Below are 17961 nucleotides of genomic sequence, written 5' to 3' on the forward strand. Positions count from 1 at the left end.
GAGGGTGACGGGGAGGCTGTCGCTCTCTGCGGGGCGCGCGGCGCTCTTTGCGGGGTGGGTGCCCTCAGACATTCCCGCGCCGCCGGGCCTGCCACACCGCCGCCGCTGCCACGGCGGCGATCAGGGCACCGCCCGCGTACACGCCCACCGACGGTCCGCCGCTCTCGTCGGCGGAGGACGCCGAGGGCTTCGACGCGGGCTGGTCCGTTTCCCTTTCCTTGTCGGTCGTCGTCACCTGGTCCCCGCAGCCCGACTCCGGGTAGCCCGCGATCGCGCACAGCAGCGCGTTCGGGTCGTAACGCAGCGGCTTGGCGGTGGCGGCGAGGGCCTCCGCCGTGCTCGCGTCGTGGCGGACGCGGACGCAGGCCGTGCGCGCGGGCGGCGGGGTCTCGCCGGAGGGCGCGTCCGCCGGGGTGCCGAAGTCGACGACCAGGGCGACCCGCTTCATGCCGTCCCGCGCCGGGGTCCGCGCGCAGATCGCCTCGAACGAGGCCGCGCCGCGTGGCCGTGACGTGTCCTGCGAGTCCTGGCTGACCGCGAACCGGAAGCCCTGGACGGCGCCGTCGGCGGGGCGGGCCGTGGAGGGGCCCTCGGTGGCGTAGACCCAGCGGTCGCCGTCGCGGTCCCAGAACGACCAGTAGCGGTATCCGGCGGCCTGGGCCGGGCCGGTGCCGGCCGCCAGAGCCAGGAACACCGCGGCGACGAGCAGGGCGGCGAGGCGGCCTATCACTGCTGCCGCTTCCTGCGGCCGCTGATCAGGAAGCCGATCCCGATACCCGCGACGAGGAAGACGCCGACGGTCCACCAGACGCCGAAGCCGTCGTCGGAGTCCTCGGTGCCGTCCTTCTCGTCGGAGTCGTCACGCTGGAGGCCACCGGTCGCCTTGCCGGTCTGCTGCGGCGTCGGGCCCGTCGAGTTGAGGGCGGCGACCAGGTCCGTGCCGCCGAACGCGCGCGGGTCCGTACCCGTCGCGTGGGCGGCGAAGACCAGCTGGGCGTAGGCGGCGGGGCCGCTCTGCTTCGCCCAGGCTGCGGCGTTCCGCTGGAGCCAGGCGAGGGGCTTCCGGGCCTGCTCGGCGCCGCCCTGTGCGGCGAGCGCGACCACGGCGTCGGCGGTGTTGCCGTAGTCCGGCTGGTTCTCGGCGCCGGGCAGCACGGAGGTCAGGTACCCGTCCTTGGCGACGGACTTCGCCAGGTAGGCGGCGCCGTTCGCGGCGGCCTGCGGCGAGCCCGGATAGCCGGCGTCGGCGCAGGCGGCGGCGTCCGCCTTCCTCGCGGCTCCGGCCGCGAGGCCCTTGCCGAGCGCCCCGAGGACGCCCGCCGCCGTGGCGTCCGCGTTCGCCGACAGCTTGCCCTGCTTGTCGGGCTGGTAGGCGAAGGCGCCGCCCGCGGCACAGGGCAGCGCCAGCCCGACCAGGGCGTCGTACGGCGACCTCCCGCCCTTCACGACCTCCGCCGGCTTCGCCCCGGCCGCCGCCAGCGCGCCCACGACGACGGACGTCGAGTTGGTGTCGCTGGCACCGCCGGGGGCGTACCCCCAGCCACCGTCCGCGTTCTGTACGGACTTCAGCCAGCCGACGGCCTTGTCCACCGCGGCCTCGTGCCCGCCGAGGGCCGCGAGGGCCTGGACGGCGGCGGCCGTGCTGTTGCTGTCGACCATCAGCTTGGCGTCGCAGGCCTTGGCCGGGTCGGCGCGGAACGCGGCGAAGGAGCCGTTCGCGCACTGCTGGCCGGTCAGCCAGTCCACGGCCTTCCCCGCCGGCTTCACCCCGGCCGTGTCCTGGGCGAGCAGCGCGAGCGACTGGCGCCAGACGCCGTCGTACGTCGGGTCGGCGCTGCCGTACAGGCCGGACGGGATCGCCACGGACGGAGTCGGCGACGGGGACGCGGCCACGGCGGGCGTGGCGGCGCCGATCACTGCGGTGGCGGCCAGGACCGCGGCGCTGCGACGGACGTTCATGATCGGCGGGTGCCTCTCCCTGTCAGGGAGCCGGGCAGCACGGGACATCCCGGCGGCTCGGCTCCGCATACCTCGACGGTGCCGTACGGCGGCGGCGCCGACGCACGTGAGCCGGTCACGTCCGTCCGGGGCAGTCCGGCTGGCAATGGTGGTGTCCACTGCTCACGGTTGCGGGTCAGCGCCGGAATTGCACCGGCTTTCCCCCGTACGGGTGTGATGACGACCGGGCCACTGTACTCGGCCGTAGGAATGGCCCTGAGGGCAGCCCGTGAGCGGGGGTACGTGCGGCCCGTGGGAACGACGGGGAGCGCGCCGCTCGACCCGGGCGGACGGTGCCGATACGTCCGGTGAAGTGCGCGCCGCGTCTGCCGCCGTGCCTACACGGCCACGTACGTGACCGGCTCGCTCCCCGTCACCGCCTCCGCGTGCCCCAGTTTCACCAGGCGCCGCAGGTGGGCCTCGGCCTCCGAGACGGCGATGTTCCGGGAGCCGTACGGGATCTGCTCCCAGGGGCGGTTCCACTCCATGCGCTCGGCGAGCTGCCAGGGGGTGAGCGGCTCGGCCAGCAACTCCCTCAGGCCGGCGAGGCGGTCCTCGTGGTGGGCGAGCAGGTCCCGTACCCGGGACGAGGCGTCGGTGAAGGCGTACTGGTGGGCGGGGAGGATCTCGGCGACGGCGAGGCGGCCGACGCGTTCGAGGGAGGCCAGGTAGTCGCCGAGGGGGTCGGTGACCGTGGCGTCGTCGGGGTCCTCGTACAGGCCGATGTGCGGGGTGATCTCCGGCAGCAGATGGTCGCCGGAGAACAGCCGTCCGTGGCCCGGCAGTCGGTCCGGGTGGTCCTCCTCCAGGTGGAGGCAGACATGGCCGGGGGTGTGGCCCGGCGTCCAGATCGCGCGCAGGCGGCGGCCGGGCAGGTCGAGGAGTTCCCCCGGCTCGATCTCGCGGTCGGGAAGGGCGGGGGAGAGGCCCGGGAACGCGCGGCGCCGGGCGGTGCGCAGCGGGGCCACGTGCTCCTCGGGCGCACCGGCGGCCACCAGCTTGTCCGTCATGTACGTGTACCAGCGGGCGGGCCGGGTCGCGCGGGTCCGCCGGACGATCGCGCCGTCCGCCGCGTGCATCGCGATCCACGCGCCGCTGGCCTCGCGCACCGCGCCCGACAGGCCGTGGTGGTCGGGGTGGTGGTGGGTGACGACGATGCCGTACAGCTCGGTGACGGAGGTGCCGCAGGCGGTGAGCCCGGCGGTCAGGGCGTCCCAGGAGGCGGGGTCGTCCCAGCCGGTGTCGACGAGGACCGGCCCGCGGTCGGTGTCGACGACGTACACCAGGGTGTGCCCGAGGGGGTTGTCCGGGATGGGCACGCGCAGCGAGCACACGCCTCCGCCGTGGTCGTACGTCGTCGGGGGCACGGGGCCCTCGTCCAGGCTGCTCGTCATGCGCCCTCCGTCCCACGGCCATTGCCCACTATAACGAGAACTGGTATCAGTTTCTGAAACACCGTCAGAAACTTCGTCTCAGACACGTCGGCGGAGACTCAGAGACGCCGGCGCCCTCGGGAGGCAGTCGCCATGGCCGAGCTAGTGGAACACGGACAGCTGTTCATCGGCGGGGAGTTGACCGACCCCCTCGGCAAGGACGTCATCGAGGTCGTCTCGCCGCACACCGAGGAGGTCATCGGGCGCGTACCGCACGCCTCGCCCGCCGACGTGGACCGGGCGGTCGCGGCGGCGCGGCGGGCCTTCGACGAGGGGCCGTGGCCCCGGCTGCCGCTGGCGGAGCGGATCGCGGTCGTCACCCGCATCAAGGACGGGATCGCCGCCCGGTACGAGGAGATCGCCCGGGTGATCTCCTCCGAGAACGGCTCCCCGTATTCCTGGAGCGTCCTCGCGCAGGCGCTCGGCGCGATGATGGTGTGGGACGCGGCGATCACCGTCGCGCGCGGCTTCCCCGTCGAGGAGCGGCGCGACGGCGTCCTCGGGAAGATCCTGGTGCGGCGCGAACCGGTCGGGGTCGTGGCCGCGGTCGCCCCCTGGAACGTCCCGCAGTTCGTGGCCGCCGCCAAGCTCGCGCCCGCGCTGCTCACCGGCTGCACGGTGGTGCTCAAGCCGTCGCCCGAATCACCTCTGGACGCCTACCTGTTGGCGGAGATCACCCGGGAGGCGGGACTGCCCGAAGGGGTCCTGTCGATCCTTCCCGCGGACCGGGAGGTGAGCGAGTACCTGGTCGGGCATCCCGGCGTCGACAAGGTCTCCTTCACCGGATCGGTGGCGGCCGGCAAGCGCGTGATGGAGGTCGCCGCCCGCCATCTCACCCGCGTCACCCTGGAGTTGGGCGGCAAGTCGGCGGCGCTCGTCCTGCCGGACGCGGACATCGAGACGACCGTCCCCCAGGTCGTCTCGGCGGCCTGGATGAACAACGGCCAGGCCTGCGTCGCCCAGACGCGCATCCTGCTGCCGCGCTCCCGCTACGACGAGTTCGCGGACGCCTTCACGGCGGCGGCCGGCGCACTGGTCGTCGGCGACCCGCTGGACCCCGCGACCCAGGTCGGCCCGCTGGTCGCCAGGCGTCAGCAGCAGCGCAATCTCGACTACATCCGCATCGGCCAGGAGGAGGGCGCGAAGATCCTCACGGGCGGCGGCCGGCCGCCCGGCCTGGACCGCGGCTGGTATGTCGAGCCGACCCTCTTCGGAGACGTCGACAACTCCATGCGGATCGCCCGCGAGGAGATCTTCGGCCCGGTGATCTGCCTCCTGCCCTACGGCGACGAGGCCGAGGCCGTGAAGATCGCCAACGACTCCGACTACGGCCTGAGCGGCAGTGTGTGGACCGCGGACGTCGGGCACGGCATCGAGGTGGCCCGCCAGGTCCGCACCGGGACGTACTCCGTGAACACCTTCAGCCTCGACATGCTCGGCCCGTTCGGCGGTTACAAGAACAGCGGCCTGGGCCGGGAGTTCGGCCCCGAAGGGTACGGCGAGTACCTGGAGCACAAGATGATCCACCTGCCGGCCGGCTGGGAGGGCTGAGCGGATGGGCGTACCCGGGACGGGAGACCGCTGGCACGTCGAGGTCGACCGCTCCCTGTGCATCGGCTCCGCCCAGTGCCTGCACCACGCCCCCGACCGCTTCCACCTCGACCGCGCCCGCCAGTCCCACCCGAGCGCCCCCGACACGGGCGCCGACGAACGCGTCCTGGCGGCCGCGGAGAGCTGCCCGGTCGAGGCGATCGTGATCACCCTGGCGGAGAACGGGGAGGCGGTGTTCCCGCCGGAGGAGTAGAGCCGGCGGCCGCCCTACCGGGGCGGGGGCGGCTGCGTCACGTCGATCAGCCGGCAGACCGTTTCGATGTCGATGCGGACCTGGGCGATGGAGGCCCGGCCCGAGAGCCAGGTGATGAGGGCCGAGTGCCAGGTGTGTTCGATGACGCGGACCGCGGAGAGCTGTTCCGCAGTGGGATCCGCCAGGCCCATCGCGTCCAGGATGATCGCGGTGGTCTGGCGGGACACCTGGTCGACCTCGGGGGAGACGCTGCGGTCGGCGAAGGTGAGGGCGCGGACCATCGCGTCGGCCAGGTGCGGCTCGCGCTGGAGGGCCCGGAAGGCGCGCATCAGGGTCTCCGCGACCCGCTCGGCCGGGGTGTCGCCCGCCGGGGGCTTCTTCCTCAGCGTGCCGTGCATCCGCTCCAACTGGTCCTGCATCGTGGCGACCAGCAGATGCACCTTGGACGGGAAGTAGCGGTAGAGCGTGCCGAGGGCCACCTGCGAGGACTCGGCGACCTCCCGCATCTGCACCGCGTCGAACCCGCCCCGGCTCGCCAGCCGGGCGCTCGCGTGCAGGATGCGGCGGCGACGGGCCTCCTGCCGCTCGGTGAGGGGAGCGGCGGAGGGGCGCTGGATGCTGGTATCCACCTTGTCCCCCTTGGCGTGCGCGGGCATGGGTCCCGTTCCGTGACGGTCGGTGAGGCCTTGTGATCACTCAGCGGAACAGGGCGCCGGGTCGTGGCGTGAATCACCTGATCCACGGCTCACAGCGTCCTTACCTGCCGGTAGATTCAGAGCCTCCCGGACGATCAAGTCTGAAACTTGTTCTAGATTAGCGTCCCGTCGTAGTCTCGCGGGACAGTGCAGGCAGAAGGGGGCCCGGAGTGACCGCTGAGGCCAGTCAGGCGGGGTCCCAGGACCTCGCCGCGGACGGCGGGCGACCGCTCGACATCGCGCTCCTCACCTACAAGGGAAACCCGTTCTGCGGCGGCCAGGGCGTCTACGTCCGCCACCTCTCGCGTGAACTCGCCCGCCTCGGCCACCGCGTCGAGGTCATCGGCTCCCAGCCGTACCCGGTCCTCGACGGGGGCCACGACGGCCGGCTGTCCCTCACCGAGCTGCCCAGTCTCGACCTCTACCGTCAGCCGGACCCCTTCCGCACCCCGGGACGCGGCGAGTACCGCGACTGGATCGACGCCCTCGAAGTGGCGACGATGTGGACCGGCGGCTTTCCCGAGCCGCTGACCTTCTCGCTGCGGGCCCGCCGCCATCTGCGCGCCCGCCGTGGCGAGTTCGACGTCGTGCACGACAACCAGACCCTCGGCTACGGCCTGCTGGGTGATGTCGGCGCCCCGCTGGTCACCACCATCCACCACCCCATCACCGTCGACCGGCAGTTGGAGCTGGACGCCGCCGAGGGACGCAAGCGGCGTGCCTCGGTGCGCCGCTGGTACGCCTTCACCCGTATGCAGAAGCGCGTCGCCCGCCGGCTGCCGTCCGTGCTCACCGTCTCCGGCACCTCCCGCCAGGAGATCGTCGAGCACCTCGGGGTCCGTGACGAGCGCATCCACGTCGTCCACATCGGCGCCGACACCGACCTGTTCGCGCCCGACTCGTCCGTGTCCGTCGTGCCGGGCCGCATCGTCACGACGTCCAGCGCGGACGTGCCCCTCAAGGGCCTGGTCTTCCTCGTCGAGGCGCTGGCCAAGGTCCGTACCGAACAGCCGAACGCCCATCTCGTCGTCGTCGGCAAGCGCCCGCAGGAGGGCCCCGTCGCCGCCGCCGTCGAACGCTACGGCCTCGAAGGCGCCATCGAGTTCGTCAAGGGCATCTCCGACGCCGAACTCGTCGACCTGGTCCGCTCGGCGGAGGTCGCCTGCGTGCCCTCCCTCTACGAAGGCTTCTCGCTGCCGGCCGCCGAGGCCATGGCGACCGGCACCCCACTCGTCGCCACCACCGGCGGCGCCACCCCCGAGGTCGCCGGACGCGACGGCGAGACCTGCCTGGCCGTACCGCCGGGCGACGCGGGAGCGCTGGCCACCGCGCTGAGCCGGCTGCTCGCCGACCCCGCACTGCGGGCCCGGATGGGCGCGGCCGGACGCGAGCGGGTGCTGGAGCGGTTCACCTGGGCGCGCGCCGCCGAGGGCACCGTCGAGCGGTACCGCGAGGCCGTCGAGCGGGGCGGAGACCGACGCGGCCCCCGCCCCTTCGGAGCGCTGCCGGCTCTTCCCGCCCCGGCCTCCTCCCCAGATGCTGTCCCAGACGTTGACGTCGAATCCGATCGCGAAAGCAGGGCCACGTGCTGACCGTCGACTTCTCCCGGTTCCCGCTCGCCCCGGGCGACCGTGTCCTGGACCTCGGCTGCGGGGCGGGACGCCACGCCTTCGAGTGCTACCGGCGCGGCGCCCAGGTCGTGGCGCTGGACCAGAACGCCGAGGAGATCCGCGAGGTCGCCAAGTGGTTCGCCGCCATGAAGGAGGCCGGCGAGGCCCCCGAGGGCGCGACCGCCACCGCGATGGAGGGCGACGCCCTCGCGCTGCCCTTTCCCGACGAGTCCTTCGACGTCGTCATCATCTCCGAGGTGATGGAGCACATCCCCGACGACAAGGGCGTACTCGCCGAGATGGTACGGGTGTTGAAGCCCGGCGGACGCATCGCCATCACCGTGCCGCGCTACGGCCCCGAGAAGGTCTGCTGGACCCTGTCCGACGCCTACCACGAGGTCGAGGGCGGCCACATCCGCATCTACAAGGCGGACGAACTCCTCGGCAAGATCCGCGAGGCGGGCCTCAGGCCGTACGGCAGCCATCACGCCCACGCGCTGCACTCGCCGTACTGGTGGCTCAAGTGCGCGTTCGGGGTCGACAACGACCAGGCGCTGCCGGTGCGGGCGTACCACAAGCTGCTGGTCTGGGACATCATGAAGAAGCCCCTGGCGACCCGGGTCGCCGAACAGGCGCTGAACCCGCTGATCGGCAAGAGCTTCGTGGCGTACGCGACCAAGCCCCACCTGCCCCGAGTGGACGCCAAGTGACGACTCCCCGGACAGAACACCTCGTCCTGGCCGGGGTCCTCACCGCCGAGCAGGCCGCCGGGACCGTCCGCGGCATCCTCGCCGAACAACGCGAGGACGGGGCGATCCCGTGGTTCCGCGGGCACCACCTCGACCCGTGGGACCACACCGAGGCCGCGATGGCGCTGGACGCGGCGGGCGAGCACGAGGCCGCCGAGCGGGCCTACGAGTGGCTCGCCCGGAACCAGCACGAGGACGGCTCCTGGTACGCGGCCTACGCCGACGGCGACTTCGCCGACGTCACCGACCGTGGCCGCGAGACCAACTTCGTCGCCTACGTCGCCGTCGGTGTCTGGCATCACTACCTGTCCACCGGCGACGACACCTTCCTGGACCGCATGTGGCCGGTCGTCCACGCGGCCGTCGAGTACGTGCTGCGGCTCCAGCAGAGCGGCGGACAGATCGGCTGGCGCCGCGACGACGACGGCACGCCCACCACGGACGCCCTGCTGACCGGATCCTCGTCGATCCACCACGCGCTGCGCTGCGCCCTGGCCATCGCCGAACAGCGCGAAGAACCCCAGCCGGACTGGGAGTTGGCGGCGGGCGCGCTGCGGCACGCCATCCGGCGGCACCCGGAGCGCTTCCTGGACAAGGCCCGCTACTCGATGGACTGGTACTACCCGGTCCTGGGCGGCGCGCTCACCGGCGTCGAGGCCAAGGCCCGCATCGAGGAGATGTGGGAGCGGTTCGTCGTGCCGGGGCTCGGCGTGCGCTGCGTGGTGCCCAACCCGTGGGTGACCGGCGGGGAGTCGGCCGAACTGGCCCTGGCGCTCTGGGTGATCGGCGAGTCCGACCGGGCGCTGGAGATCCTCCAGTGGATCCAGCGGCTGCGCGACCCGGAGTCGGGCCTGTACTGGACGGGGTACGTCTTCGACGACGCGGCGATCTGGCCGCAGGAGCTGACGACGTGGACCGCCGGGTCGCTGCTGCTCGCGGTCGCGGCCCTGGGCGGCCACGACGCCACCTGCGCGGTGTTCTCCGGCGACCGTCTGCCGACGGGGCTGGATCCCGACTGCTGCGACTGAGAGGGTCGACCGAGGGGCGTTGGGGAGGTCTTCGAGGGGCCAGTGGCGTCAGTGGCGGACCCGGTTGGCGATCGCGTGGCCGATGAACAGGTACACGATCGCCGCCAGGCCGTAGCCCGCCACGACCCGCGCCCACGCCTCGTCGAACGTGAACAGGTCGTGCGACCAGCCCGCCAGCCAGCGGGCCACCTCGTGCACGAACTGCACGAACTCGTTGCCCCGGTTGGCGTCCAGCAGATACATGACGATCCAGAGGCCCAGGATGAAGGCCATCACGTCGGCGACGACGGCGATGATCCTGCCGGCCGAATGCGCACCGTTCTCATATCGAGGGGACATACAGTGCGCCTTGCCGCCCGTGACGGAATGAAACACGACCGGTTCCCGACCTCTCCCGTCCCCCGCGCGGTGGCCTACCTTCCCGCGCCGCCTAGGAGTTGAGTTCGGCCAGGACGCGCAGGGTGTGCGGGTCCGGGGTCAGGACCAGCAGGTCCGTCACCGGGCCCGCGCGCCACCGCTCCAGCCGCTCGGCTATGCGCCCGCGCGGGCCCACCAGGGAGATCTCGTCGGCGAACGCGTCCGGGACGGCCAGTACGGCCTCCTCCCGGCGCCCGGCCAGGAACAGCTCCTGGATCCGCCGGGCCTCCTCCTCGTACCCCATGCGGGCCATCAGATCGGCGTGGAAGTTGCGCCGGGCGTGCCCCATCCCGCCGATGTAGAAGCCCAGCATCGCCTTGACCGGCAACAGCCCCTCCGCGACGTCGTCGCACACCCGCACCCGCGCCATCGGCGCCACCCGGAACCCCGCAGGCAGCTCCGCCACCGCCGGCCCGTACGCGTCCGGCCGGTCCGGCGACCAGTACAGCGGCAGCCAGCCGTCGGCGATCCGGGCCGTCTGCGCCACGTTCCTCGGCCCCTCCGCGCCCAGCAGCACGGGCAGGCCTGCGCGCAGCGGATGCGTGATCGGCTTCAGCGGCTTGCCGAGCCCGGTCCCGTCCGGACCCCGGTAGGGATGCGGGTGGAAACGCCCGTCCAGCTCGACGGGCCCCTCCCGCCGCAGCACCTGCCGTACGACGTCGACGTACTCGCGGGTCGCCGTCAGCGGCGAGGCCGGGAACGGGCGCCCGTACCAGCCCTCGACGACCTGCGGCCCGGACAGGCCGAGGCCCAGCGTCATCCGCCCGCCGGAGAGATGGTCCAGGGTGAGCGCGTGCATCGCCGTCGTGGTCGGTGAACGGGCCGCCATCTGCGCAACCGCCGTACCCAGCCCGATCGTCGAGGTGTGGGCGGCGATCCAGGTGAGCGGGGTGAAGGCGTCCGACCCCCAGGACTCGGCCGTCCACACCGAGTCGTACCCGAGCCGCTCCGCCTCCCGCGCCAGCTCCACATGCGCGGGGGAGGGGCCGCGTCCCCAGTAGCCGAGCGCGAGACCGAGCCGCATGCCTGCCTCCTGACGGTATGTCAGCTGTCCTGGCGGTAGGCGACTGTACGACAACGGCCCCCCGCCCGGAAGGGCGAGGGGCCGCGAGACGCGGGCCCGGCTGCGGAGCTGAGCCTCAGCCGCGCTGGATGCCGGAGGTGTCGCGCAGTACACCGCGACGGCCGTCCTGGGTCTGGGCCACCAGGCCCTGGGCGCCCTGCTCGACGGCCAGGTACCAGGTGCCCGGAGCCAGTTCGGCGATCGGCATGGGTGCGCCGTCCTCCGCGTACAGCGGACGCGGCACCGGCACGGCGAACCAGAACGGCGAGAAGTCGGCGGCCGGCGGCTGCTGCGCCGGAGCGGCGGGCTGCCCGGCCGCGAACGCCGGCTGGCCCGGCTGCTGACCCTGCGGCTGCGGCGGACCACCGAACGCCGACGGCTGCTGCTGCTGCGCACCCGGGTAGCCGTAACCCGCGGGCGGCTGAGCGCCGTAGGGCAGCGGGGCCGGCGGCTTCGGGGCGGGAACCAGGGCGGCCTGGAGAGCCGGCACCAGGGGGGTGGCGACGGCCGCGGCGGCCAGCAGCAGCGAGGCGATGAGCGCCAGGATCAGGCCCGTACCGGCGTCGGGGCTGTTGGAGGAGTCGCCGACGTTGTCGTAACCGCCGGACGGGTCGAAGATGTTGCCGAGCGCGCTCCACGCGGCGAAGACCGCGAAGGCCACACCGAACTGGCCGAGGTCGAGTCCGGCGACCTTGGGCACCTGCGGCAGCCCCCGGCTGATGACCACGAGCGCGGCACCAATGATTCCGGCGAGCACGACACCGAAGAGCACCGGCCCGCTGCCCCAGAGGCTCGGCATGTCGTAGCTGTCGGGGATCCCGTCGATCGAGTAGAGATCGAAGAACGACGCGACGAACAGCAACACCGCTGCTCCGATCACCACGCCGTCGCCTCGAGTGAGAGAGCGGATATTCACTTCAGGTCCTTCGTCAGTCGTCTCGTCATCGATACACGCATCGGTAGAGGCGTCGCTGCCACTCTGTCGCCGTCAGGCCCGGGTGGGAAGCGCGGGGGTGGCCTCTCATCGTGGGGACGACACTATCGTCCGCACGATCAGACTGTCCCCGGGGATCAGCCCGCCGGTCACTACCCGCGCAGGAAACTCACGATTCCCTCAGAGATCCCCTGCGCCGCCTTCTGCCGCCAGGCGCCGCTGGTCAGCAGTGCCGCGTCCTTGCTATCGCGCATGTTGCCGCACTCGATGAACACCTTGGGAACCGTTGACAGATTGAGACCGCCCAGGTCCTCACGTGTGACGAGACCGGTACCGCCGCCGACGTAGTTGGAGGGCGAGGTGCCGGTGGACTCCGCGAAGTCGTCCGCGATCAGTTCGCCAAGTTCCCGCGAAGGCGCCACGATGGCGCGGGTGTCGGCGCCGCCCTCGTGCACCGCGCCCGGCAGGATCACATGGAAACCGCGCTGCCCGGAGGCCGCGCCGTCGGCATGGACGGAGACGACGGCGTCCGCCTGGGCCGAGTTGCCGATCCGGGCCCGCTCGTCGATGCAGGGGCCGTACGGCCGGTCGGCGTCCTGCGTCAGCTTCACCGTGGCACCCTGCCGCTCCAGCAGGGTGCGCAGCCGGTGCGCCACGTCCAGGGTGAACGCGGCCTCGGTGTAACCGGAGTTGGTGGCGGTGCCGGTGGTGTCGCACTCCTTCTTGTGGGTGCCGATGTCCACCTTGCTGTTGATCTCGGCCGTGTGCGCGAAGTTGGCGGGGTTGTGTCCCGGGTCGATGACGACGACCTTGCCCGCGAGGGACCCCACACCGCCGGGCGCGGACGCCGTCGGGGACTGCGAGGCCGAGGCGCCCGGCTTGTCGTCGGGGTCGCCGCCGGCCGACCGCGCGGTGCTGGAGGTCGCCCCCGCGGCCCGGCCGGGCCCGCCGTCGTCCGCCCCGCCCAGCGTCTCGAACGCCAGCCAGCCGAGCAGCGCGCCCGGCACGAGCGCGGCGAGCACCACGGTGAGCGTGCGCCGCAGCGCGGAGCGGCGGGGACGCGGGGGATCGAAGTCAGGACCTACGTAGGACACGCCTGCCACCCTAACCGGACGTCTCCGGCGGGACGGGGAGGGCGACGGGGGCGGTACGGCGGCGCCGAGTCGCCGTACGGCCCAGCGGTACGGCGGCGCCGAGCCGCCGTGCGGCCCTCGCGAGCGGCAGCGGCGGCCGGGCGCCCGGTGTCCCAAGAGAAGGTCAAGATTTCGTTAGTATGCCAAAGCATCGGAATAGTTGCTCATGCATACGGGGTTCACTCTGCACGTATCCGCCGACGTGCCCCGCTCTGCATCCCGCACCGCTCGCCCGTTCGCACCGCTCCTCTCAGGCCTGGAGGCCTCGCTCCATGACGCACACGCCGACCGATCAGCCCGGACGCCGGGCGGGCGGTGCCCTCGTCCCCGTGCTCGCCTTCGCGGGCATCGTGGTCGCGGTGATGCAGACACTGCTGGTCCCGGTCATCAAGGACCTGCCGCAACTGCTGGCCACCTCACCCGGCAACGCCACCTGGGTCCTCACCTCGACCCTGCTGTCCGGCGCCGTCGCCACCCCGATCATGGGCCGCCTCGGCGACCTGTACGGCAAGCGGCGCCTGCTGATCCTCAGCCTCGCCGTGATGGTCGTCGGCGCCCTCGTCAGCGCCGTCACCAGCGATCTGCTCATCATGATCGTCGGCCGCACCCTCCAGGGCTTCGCGATGGGCGCGATCCCGCTCGGCATCGGCCTGATGCGCGACATGCTGCCCCGCGAGAAGCTCGGCTCGGCCATGGCCCTGATGAGCTCCTCCATCGGCGTCGGCGGCGGCCTCGCCCTGCCCGCCGCGGCCCTCGTCGCCCAGCACGCAGACTGGCACGCCCTCTACTACGGCGCCGCCGGCCTCGGCCTCCTCGCCATCGGCCTCACCCTGCTCGCCGTATCCGAGTCCCCGGCCCGCGCCGGCGGCTCCTTCGACCTGCCGGGCGCGATCGGCCTCTCCGCCGGCCTCGTCCTGCTCCTGCTGCCGATCACCAAGGGCAGCGACTGGGGCTGGTCCTCCGGCACCACGCTCGCCCTGTTCGCCGCCTCCGCCGTCGTGCTCGGCCTGTGGGGCGTGATGGAGCTGCGCGTCAAGGCCCCGCTGGTCGACCTGCGCACCAGCGCCCGCCCGGCGGTCCTCTTCACCAACCTCGCCTCGATCATGGTCGGCGTCTCCTTCTACGTCGTCTCCCTCGTCCTCCCCCAGCTCCTCCAGCTGCCCACGAGCACCGGCTACGGCCTCGGCCAGTCCATGGTCACCGCCGGCCTCCTGGTGGCGCCGCTCGGCCTCACGATGATGGTCACCGCACCGGTCTACGCCCGCCTCTCCGCCACGTACGGCCCCAAGTTCACCCTGATCCTCGGCCTGCTGATCATCGCGATCGGCTACGGCGCCGGCCTCGGCCTCATGACCGCCGCCTGGCAGAGCCTCGTCATCGCCGTCGTCCTGGGCGCGGGCATCGGCCTCGCCTACTCCTCGCTCCCCGCGCTGATCGTCGGCGCCGTCCCGGCCTCGGAGACGGGCGCGGCCAACGGCCTCAACACCCTGATGCGGTCCATCGGTACGTCGGTCTCCAGCGCCGTCATCGGCATGGTGCTGGCCAACACCGCGAACGACGTGGGCGGCGTCGCCGTCCCCACCATGCACGGCTTCCGGGTCTCCTTCCTGATCGCCACCGGCGCCGTCGCCGTAGGCCTGCTGTTCGCCCTGTTCCTGCCCCGCCGCACCCCCGCGGCGATGCCGCAGCTGCGCGCCAGCAGCGAGGAGGACGCCAACCTCGCCCGTGCCGAAGAGGTCCTGCGGAGCTTCCGCGGCCGGGTCCTGGACGCCGGCGGCGCCCCGGTCGCCCACGCCAGGGTCACCCTCATCGACCGCCGCGGCCGCCAGGCCGGCGCCACCCTGTCCGAGGCGGACGGCAGCTACGCCGTCGCCGTCCCCGCCCAGGGCGCCTACGTCCTGGCCGCCAAGGCCAACGGCCACGGTCCCCTCGCCTCCGCCGCGACCCACGCGGGCGACGAGCGCCCCGTCGACCTGGACCTGGCCCTGCCCGGCGAGACGGTCACCGCCTGACCCGCGCGACCCCGCACCCCCCGTCGGTCGTCCGACGGGGGGCGCGGTGCATCATGGGCGGTCCCAGACGCACGTACCACCGGAAGGACCCCGCATGCCCGCGGCACCCGAGCCCGAGATCCTGGCCGCGTTCGAGGCCGCCAAGGGGTTCATGCCCTGCGACGAGGGACTCGCGCTGTACGCCGCCGCGGTCGAGGCCGCCGGTCTGGGGCTGCCCCTGCTGGAGGTCGGCACGTACTGCGGGCGCTCGACGATCCTGCTCGCCGACGCGGCCCGGCGGGCCGGGGTCACCGCGCTCACCCTCGACCACCACCGGGGCAGCGAGGAGCAGCAGCCGGGCTGGGACTACCACGACCCGGAGACCGTCGACCCCGAGATCGGTCTGATGGACACGCTGCCCGCCTTCCGCCGCACCCTGCACCGGGCCGGCCTGGAGGAGCATGTGGTGGCGCTCGTCGGCCGCTCCCCGCAGATCGCCGCCTTCTGGAACTCGCCCCTCGGCCTGGTCTTCGTCGACGGCGGCCACACCGACGAGCACGCCGGCTCCGACTACGAGGGCTGGGCCCCGCACGTCGCCGAGGGCGGCCTGCTCGTCATCCACGACGTCTTCCCGGAGCCGGCCGACGAGTTCACGGGCCAGGCCCCCTACCGCGTCTACCTCCGCGCCCTGAAGTCCGGCGCCTTCACGGAGATCTCCGGCACCGGCTCCCTGCGCGTCCTGCGCCGCACCGGAATCGGCTTCTAGCCGTCAGCCGTCAGCCCTGATGCTGGTGGCCCAGCACTGGCCTTTCGCCGCCCGGTGGCGCCTGTACACGGTCACCGCCGCCCCGACCGCCAGGGCACCCGCGCCGACGGCCGCCCAGGTCCCGGGCTCCCGCAGGGGCCGGTAGGGCAGTGCAGGGGAGGCCTCCAGCGGGATGACCGCGACATCGTTGCCGGGGGTGCGGTCGTAGGGGTTGTACGTGCGAATGGTGCCGCGTGCGCCGGGGACCCGCCGGTCGATGCGGACGTGGAAGTCGAGCGAGGTCGTGTCCCCCTCGTGCCGCGCCTCCAGGAACCGGTCGCCGCCGATCTCGCAGACGAACGACCCACCGGGCGTCTTTGGCCGCTCGCACGCCCACTTCCCGCCCCCGTCCTCGAACGTGTAAGGGATCGAGGTGACCGTGGTGCCCTGCGGCGGGACCACCTCGAAGCGACCCAGCGACTCGTCGCCGAGGATCCTCCCGGGCCCGAGGTCGCGCACCCCGAGCCGCACCTTCACCGTGTCCCCGACCCGGCCCCGTACGGTCGCGGTGACCGGGCTGTAGTCGGCCTGCACGGTGGTGGTGACGCCGAGGGTGCCGTCACCGGACTCGAAGCCCCGGCCGGCGGTGCCCACGAGGGTGAGAGGGGCGCCGGTACCACGGACGGTGTGACCGTCCGGCTTCCGCGGGGCCGACGACCACGTGTAGACCAGCGAGCCCGTCAGCTTCTGCGGCAGGGCCGTGTAGACCAGCGGGGCACTCGTGCGGTAGGCGGCGCCCGCCGCGGCCTTCGTCGGGAACACGCACCACGCGGAGGAGGGCAGCGGGCCCGGGTAGTAGCAGTTGCTGTGCCGGGTCGCCAGCGCCAGCCCCTCCACATCGACCTTGAGGGCGACGCCCTGGGCCGCCGGGAAACGGGAGTTGTTGGCGAAACCCGGTGTGACCGTCCCCGGCTCTCCCGTCCTCAGTCCGCTCACCCCGGGGTGCGCGCCGGGCCCGTGCAGCGCCGGTCCGCCGACGGTCATCCGGGTGGTGCCGGTGACGGAGGGCGCGTTGTCGGCGCTCGCGGTGTAGGTCACCGTGCCGCTCGCACCCGGCTCGACGCCGTTCACACCGTGCAGCGTGAAGGGCGCGTTGCTCTCACCGTCGCCGTTCTGCAGGTCGCCGTAGAGGCAGGTGAACACCGGTCCGCCGCCCGTGCAGTTGCCGTAGCCGCCCTTCACCGCACGGGCGACGCCCGCCAGGCCGGAGGCGTCCACGGCGACCCTGACACCACGAGCCGGCCCCCCATCGCCCGCCTCGACGGCGACCGGCACCACGAACTCGCTGTTGGAGGCGTCGGCGCCTTCCTCGGCGTTGTACATGACGAAGCTTGACGGTGCCTCCAGCCTCAAGGCGACCTCGCCGGAACCGACCGCCGCGACGGCCTCGGCGGACGCGAAAGCGAGCGCGAGGGCGGTCACGGTGGTGACGAGGGCGGCGGCGAGACTCACCGTCAGGGCAACCCCGGGTCTTCCTGTCCGTATGCGGCGAATCCGTGTGGGTCGGAACATGCGGGCACTATGCCAGCGGGCTCCGCGCCGCTCAGAGCCAGCCCTGCTGCCGTGCCTCCCGCATCGCCTCCGCACGGTTGCGGGTGCCGGTCTTGCCGATGGCCGCGGAGAGGTAGTTGCGGACCGTCGACTCCGACAGATGCAGCTTCGCGGCCACGTCGGCGACGGTCGCGCCGTCGGCGGACGCTCTGAGGACGTCACACTCACGGGTCGTCAGCGGGCTCGGCCCGGCACTGAGCGCGGCTGCCGCCAGCGCCGGATCGACCACCGTCTCCCCGGTCAGCACCCGGCGGATGGTGGCCGCCAGCTCCTCCACGGGACCGTCCTTCACCAGGAACCCGGCGGCACCTGCCTCCATGGCCCGCCGCAGATAGCCCGGCCGGCCGAAGGTGGTGAGGATCAGCACCCGGCAGTCGGGCGCCTGCTCGCGCAGCTCTGCGGCGGCGTCCAGGCCGCTGATGCCGGGCAGCTCGATGTCGAGGAGGGCGACATCAGGGCGGTACAGGAGGGCGGCGTCCACGATCGCGTCCCCGGTACCGACCTTCGCCACCACCTCGATGTCCGGCTCCAGCCCCAGCAGCAGGGCCAGCGCCCCGCGCATCATGCCCTGGTCCTCTGCGAGCAGAACCCTGATGGACTTGGCGGGCCGATGGTCACGGGGCATCTCGTTCACGGCCCCAGCGTAGGACCGGCGGGCCCGGACGGCACCGCCCCGGCGACCGGCTTCACCAGCGAGGAAGCCGAAGCTGCCCCGCCCGGGTACGGCCGCTGCGCGTCCCCGGGCCCACC

General features: G+C 72.9%; 17 protein-coding genes and 1 riboswitch. Of the genes, 7 read left to right on the forward strand and 10 right to left on the reverse strand.

Annotated elements, in window-relative coordinates; all coding sequences use genetic code 11:
• Window positions 1-64: 64 nt before the first annotated feature.
• From P1P75_RS29435 to P1P75_RS29445, 3 genes are all read right to left on the reverse strand, one after another.
• The gene (locus P1P75_RS29435; RefSeq protein ID WP_319261003.1) at window positions 65-730 is read right to left on the reverse strand and encodes an SCO2322 family protein; all 666 of its coding nucleotides are present in this window, start codon (window positions 728-730) and stop codon (window positions 65-67) included.
• Entirely contained in the window at window positions 727-1959 is a 1233-nt protein-coding gene (locus P1P75_RS29440) for a prenyltransferase/squalene oxidase repeat-containing protein (RefSeq protein WP_319261005.1), read from the reverse strand. Before P1P75_RS29440 ends, P1P75_RS29435 begins: the two co-directional genes overlap by 4 nt.
• Before the next feature lie 108 nt (window positions 1960-2067).
• Window positions 2068-2203, reverse strand: a riboswitch (cobalamin riboswitch).
• Between the two features lie 133 nt (window positions 2204-2336).
• Complete coding sequence (locus P1P75_RS29445; RefSeq protein WP_319261008.1) at window positions 2337-3392, reverse strand: MBL fold metallo-hydrolase; 1056 nt, start codon at window positions 3390-3392, stop codon at window positions 2337-2339.
• Window positions 3393-3524: 132 nt separating this feature from the next.
• Here P1P75_RS29445 and P1P75_RS29450 point away from each other — a divergent pair, with 132 nt between their 5' ends.
• Entirely contained in the window at window positions 3525-4982 is a 1458-nt protein-coding gene (locus tag P1P75_RS29450; RefSeq protein ID WP_319261011.1) for an aldehyde dehydrogenase, read from the forward strand.
• A 4-nt stretch (window positions 4983-4986) separates the two neighbouring features.
• Window positions 4987-5235: a ferredoxin gene (locus P1P75_RS29455; RefSeq protein ID WP_319261014.1), complete on the forward strand. Its 249-nt coding sequence runs from the start codon at window positions 4987-4989 to the stop codon at window positions 5233-5235.
• A 14-nt stretch (window positions 5236-5249) separates the two neighbouring features.
• Here P1P75_RS29455 and P1P75_RS29460 read toward each other — a convergent pair whose 3' ends face one another.
• Window positions 5250-5891 carry a TetR family transcriptional regulator gene (locus tag P1P75_RS29460; RefSeq protein WP_319261017.1) on the reverse strand — a complete coding sequence of 214 codons (642 nt, stop codon included), beginning with the start codon at window positions 5889-5891 and terminating at the stop codon, window positions 5250-5252.
• A gap of 209 nt (window positions 5892-6100) precedes the next feature.
• Between P1P75_RS29460 and P1P75_RS29465 the strand changes: the two genes are divergently transcribed.
• Genes P1P75_RS29465 through P1P75_RS29475 form a run of 3 tightly spaced genes read left to right on the forward strand, consistent with a single transcriptional unit; the run spans window position 6101 to window position 9317 of the window.
• Window positions 6101-7522 carry a glycosyltransferase family 4 protein gene (locus P1P75_RS29465; RefSeq protein WP_319261020.1) on the forward strand — a complete coding sequence of 474 codons (1422 nt, stop codon included), beginning with the start codon at window positions 6101-6103 and terminating at the stop codon, window positions 7520-7522.
• Window positions 7516-8250: a class I SAM-dependent methyltransferase gene (locus P1P75_RS29470; RefSeq protein WP_319261023.1), complete on the forward strand. Its 735-nt coding sequence runs from the start codon at window positions 7516-7518 to the stop codon at window positions 8248-8250. The genes P1P75_RS29465 and P1P75_RS29470 overlap by 7 nt, the downstream gene beginning before the upstream one ends.
• Complete coding sequence (locus P1P75_RS29475; RefSeq protein WP_319261026.1) at window positions 8247-9317, forward strand: prenyltransferase/squalene oxidase repeat-containing protein; 1071 nt, start codon at window positions 8247-8249, stop codon at window positions 9315-9317. Before P1P75_RS29470 ends, P1P75_RS29475 begins: the two co-directional genes overlap by 4 nt.
• 48 nt (window positions 9318-9365) lie before the next feature.
• Here P1P75_RS29475 and P1P75_RS29480 read toward each other — a convergent pair whose 3' ends face one another.
• The 4 genes from P1P75_RS29480 to P1P75_RS29495 all read right to left on the reverse strand — a co-directional run bounded on the left by P1P75_RS29480 (window position 9366) and on the right by P1P75_RS29495 (window position 12825).
• Window positions 9366-9656 (reverse strand): hypothetical protein, encoded by a 291-nt coding sequence (locus P1P75_RS29480; protein ID WP_319261029.1) that lies wholly within the window; start codon window positions 9654-9656, stop codon window positions 9366-9368.
• A 91-nt stretch (window positions 9657-9747) separates the two neighbouring features.
• Window positions 9748-10758 (reverse strand): LLM class F420-dependent oxidoreductase, encoded by a 1011-nt coding sequence (locus P1P75_RS29485; protein WP_319261032.1) that lies wholly within the window; start codon window positions 10756-10758, stop codon window positions 9748-9750.
• A gap of 115 nt (window positions 10759-10873) precedes the next feature.
• Window positions 10874-11713, reverse strand: coding sequence for a DUF5336 domain-containing protein (locus P1P75_RS29490; RefSeq protein ID WP_319261034.1), 840 nt, complete (start codon window positions 11711-11713; stop codon window positions 10874-10876).
• A gap of 170 nt (window positions 11714-11883) precedes the next feature.
• Window positions 11884-12825 (reverse strand): N-acetylmuramoyl-L-alanine amidase, encoded by a 942-nt coding sequence (locus P1P75_RS29495; RefSeq protein ID WP_319261037.1) that lies wholly within the window; start codon window positions 12823-12825, stop codon window positions 11884-11886.
• A gap of 311 nt (window positions 12826-13136) precedes the next feature.
• Between P1P75_RS29495 and P1P75_RS29500 the strand changes: the two genes are divergently transcribed.
• Both P1P75_RS29500 and P1P75_RS29505 read left to right on the forward strand, forming a co-directional pair.
• On the forward strand, window positions 13137-14876 hold the full coding sequence (locus tag P1P75_RS29500; RefSeq protein ID WP_319261040.1) for an MFS transporter: 1740 nt from the start codon (window positions 13137-13139) through the stop codon (window positions 14874-14876).
• Window positions 14877-14970: 94 nt separating this feature from the next.
• Window positions 14971-15621, forward strand: coding sequence for a class I SAM-dependent methyltransferase (locus P1P75_RS29505; protein ID WP_319261042.1), 651 nt, complete (start codon window positions 14971-14973; stop codon window positions 15619-15621).
• A 3-nt stretch (window positions 15622-15624) separates the two neighbouring features.
• Here the strand turns inward: P1P75_RS29505 and P1P75_RS29510 are convergent, their stop codons facing one another.
• Window positions 15625-17112, reverse strand: coding sequence for a hypothetical protein (locus tag P1P75_RS29510; RefSeq protein WP_319261044.1), 1488 nt, complete (start codon window positions 17110-17112; stop codon window positions 15625-15627).
• A 91-nt stretch (window positions 17113-17203) separates the two neighbouring features.
• On the reverse strand, window positions 17204-17836 hold the full coding sequence (locus tag P1P75_RS29515; RefSeq protein ID WP_319261047.1) for a response regulator transcription factor: 633 nt from the start codon (window positions 17834-17836) through the stop codon (window positions 17204-17206).
• Window positions 17837-17961 lie beyond the last annotated feature (125 nt).

Source organism: Streptomyces sp. ID05-39B (assembly GCF_033794725.1).
GTDB classification, from domain to species: domain Bacteria; phylum Actinomycetota; class Actinomycetes; order Streptomycetales; family Streptomycetaceae; genus Streptomyces; species Streptomyces bobili.

What these genes read in the sequence shown, in the direction of transcription:
- P1P75_RS29440 (WP_319261005.1), bottom strand. Translation starts at nt 1,959, where the DNA reads ATGAACGTCCGTCGCAGCGCCGCGGTCCTGGCCGCCACCGCAGTGATC.
- P1P75_RS29445 (WP_319261008.1), bottom strand. Translation starts at nt 3,392, where the DNA reads ATGACGAGCAGCCTGGACGAGGGCCCCGTGCCCCCGACGACGTACGAC.
- P1P75_RS29450 (WP_319261011.1), top strand. Translation starts at nt 3,525, where the DNA reads ATGGCCGAGCTAGTGGAACACGGACAGCTGTTCATCGGCGGGGAGTTG.
- P1P75_RS29455 (WP_319261014.1), top strand. Translation starts at nt 4,987, where the DNA reads ATGGGCGTACCCGGGACGGGAGACCGCTGGCACGTCGAGGTCGACCGC.
- P1P75_RS29460 (WP_319261017.1), bottom strand. Translation starts at nt 5,891, where the DNA reads ATGCCCGCGCACGCCAAGGGGGACAAGGTGGATACCAGCATCCAGCGC.
- P1P75_RS29480 (WP_319261029.1), bottom strand. Translation starts at nt 9,656, where the DNA reads ATGTCCCCTCGATATGAGAACGGTGCGCATTCGGCCGGCAGGATCATC.
- P1P75_RS29485 (WP_319261032.1), bottom strand. Translation starts at nt 10,758, where the DNA reads ATGCGGCTCGGTCTCGCGCTCGGCTACTGGGGACGCGGCCCCTCCCCC.
- P1P75_RS29500 (WP_319261040.1), top strand. Translation starts at nt 13,137, where the DNA reads ATGACGCACACGCCGACCGATCAGCCCGGACGCCGGGCGGGCGGTGCC.
- P1P75_RS29505 (WP_319261042.1), top strand. Translation starts at nt 14,971, where the DNA reads ATGCCCGCGGCACCCGAGCCCGAGATCCTGGCCGCGTTCGAGGCCGCC.
- P1P75_RS29515 (WP_319261047.1), bottom strand. Translation starts at nt 17,836, where the DNA reads ATGCCCCGTGACCATCGGCCCGCCAAGTCCATCAGGGTTCTGCTCGCA.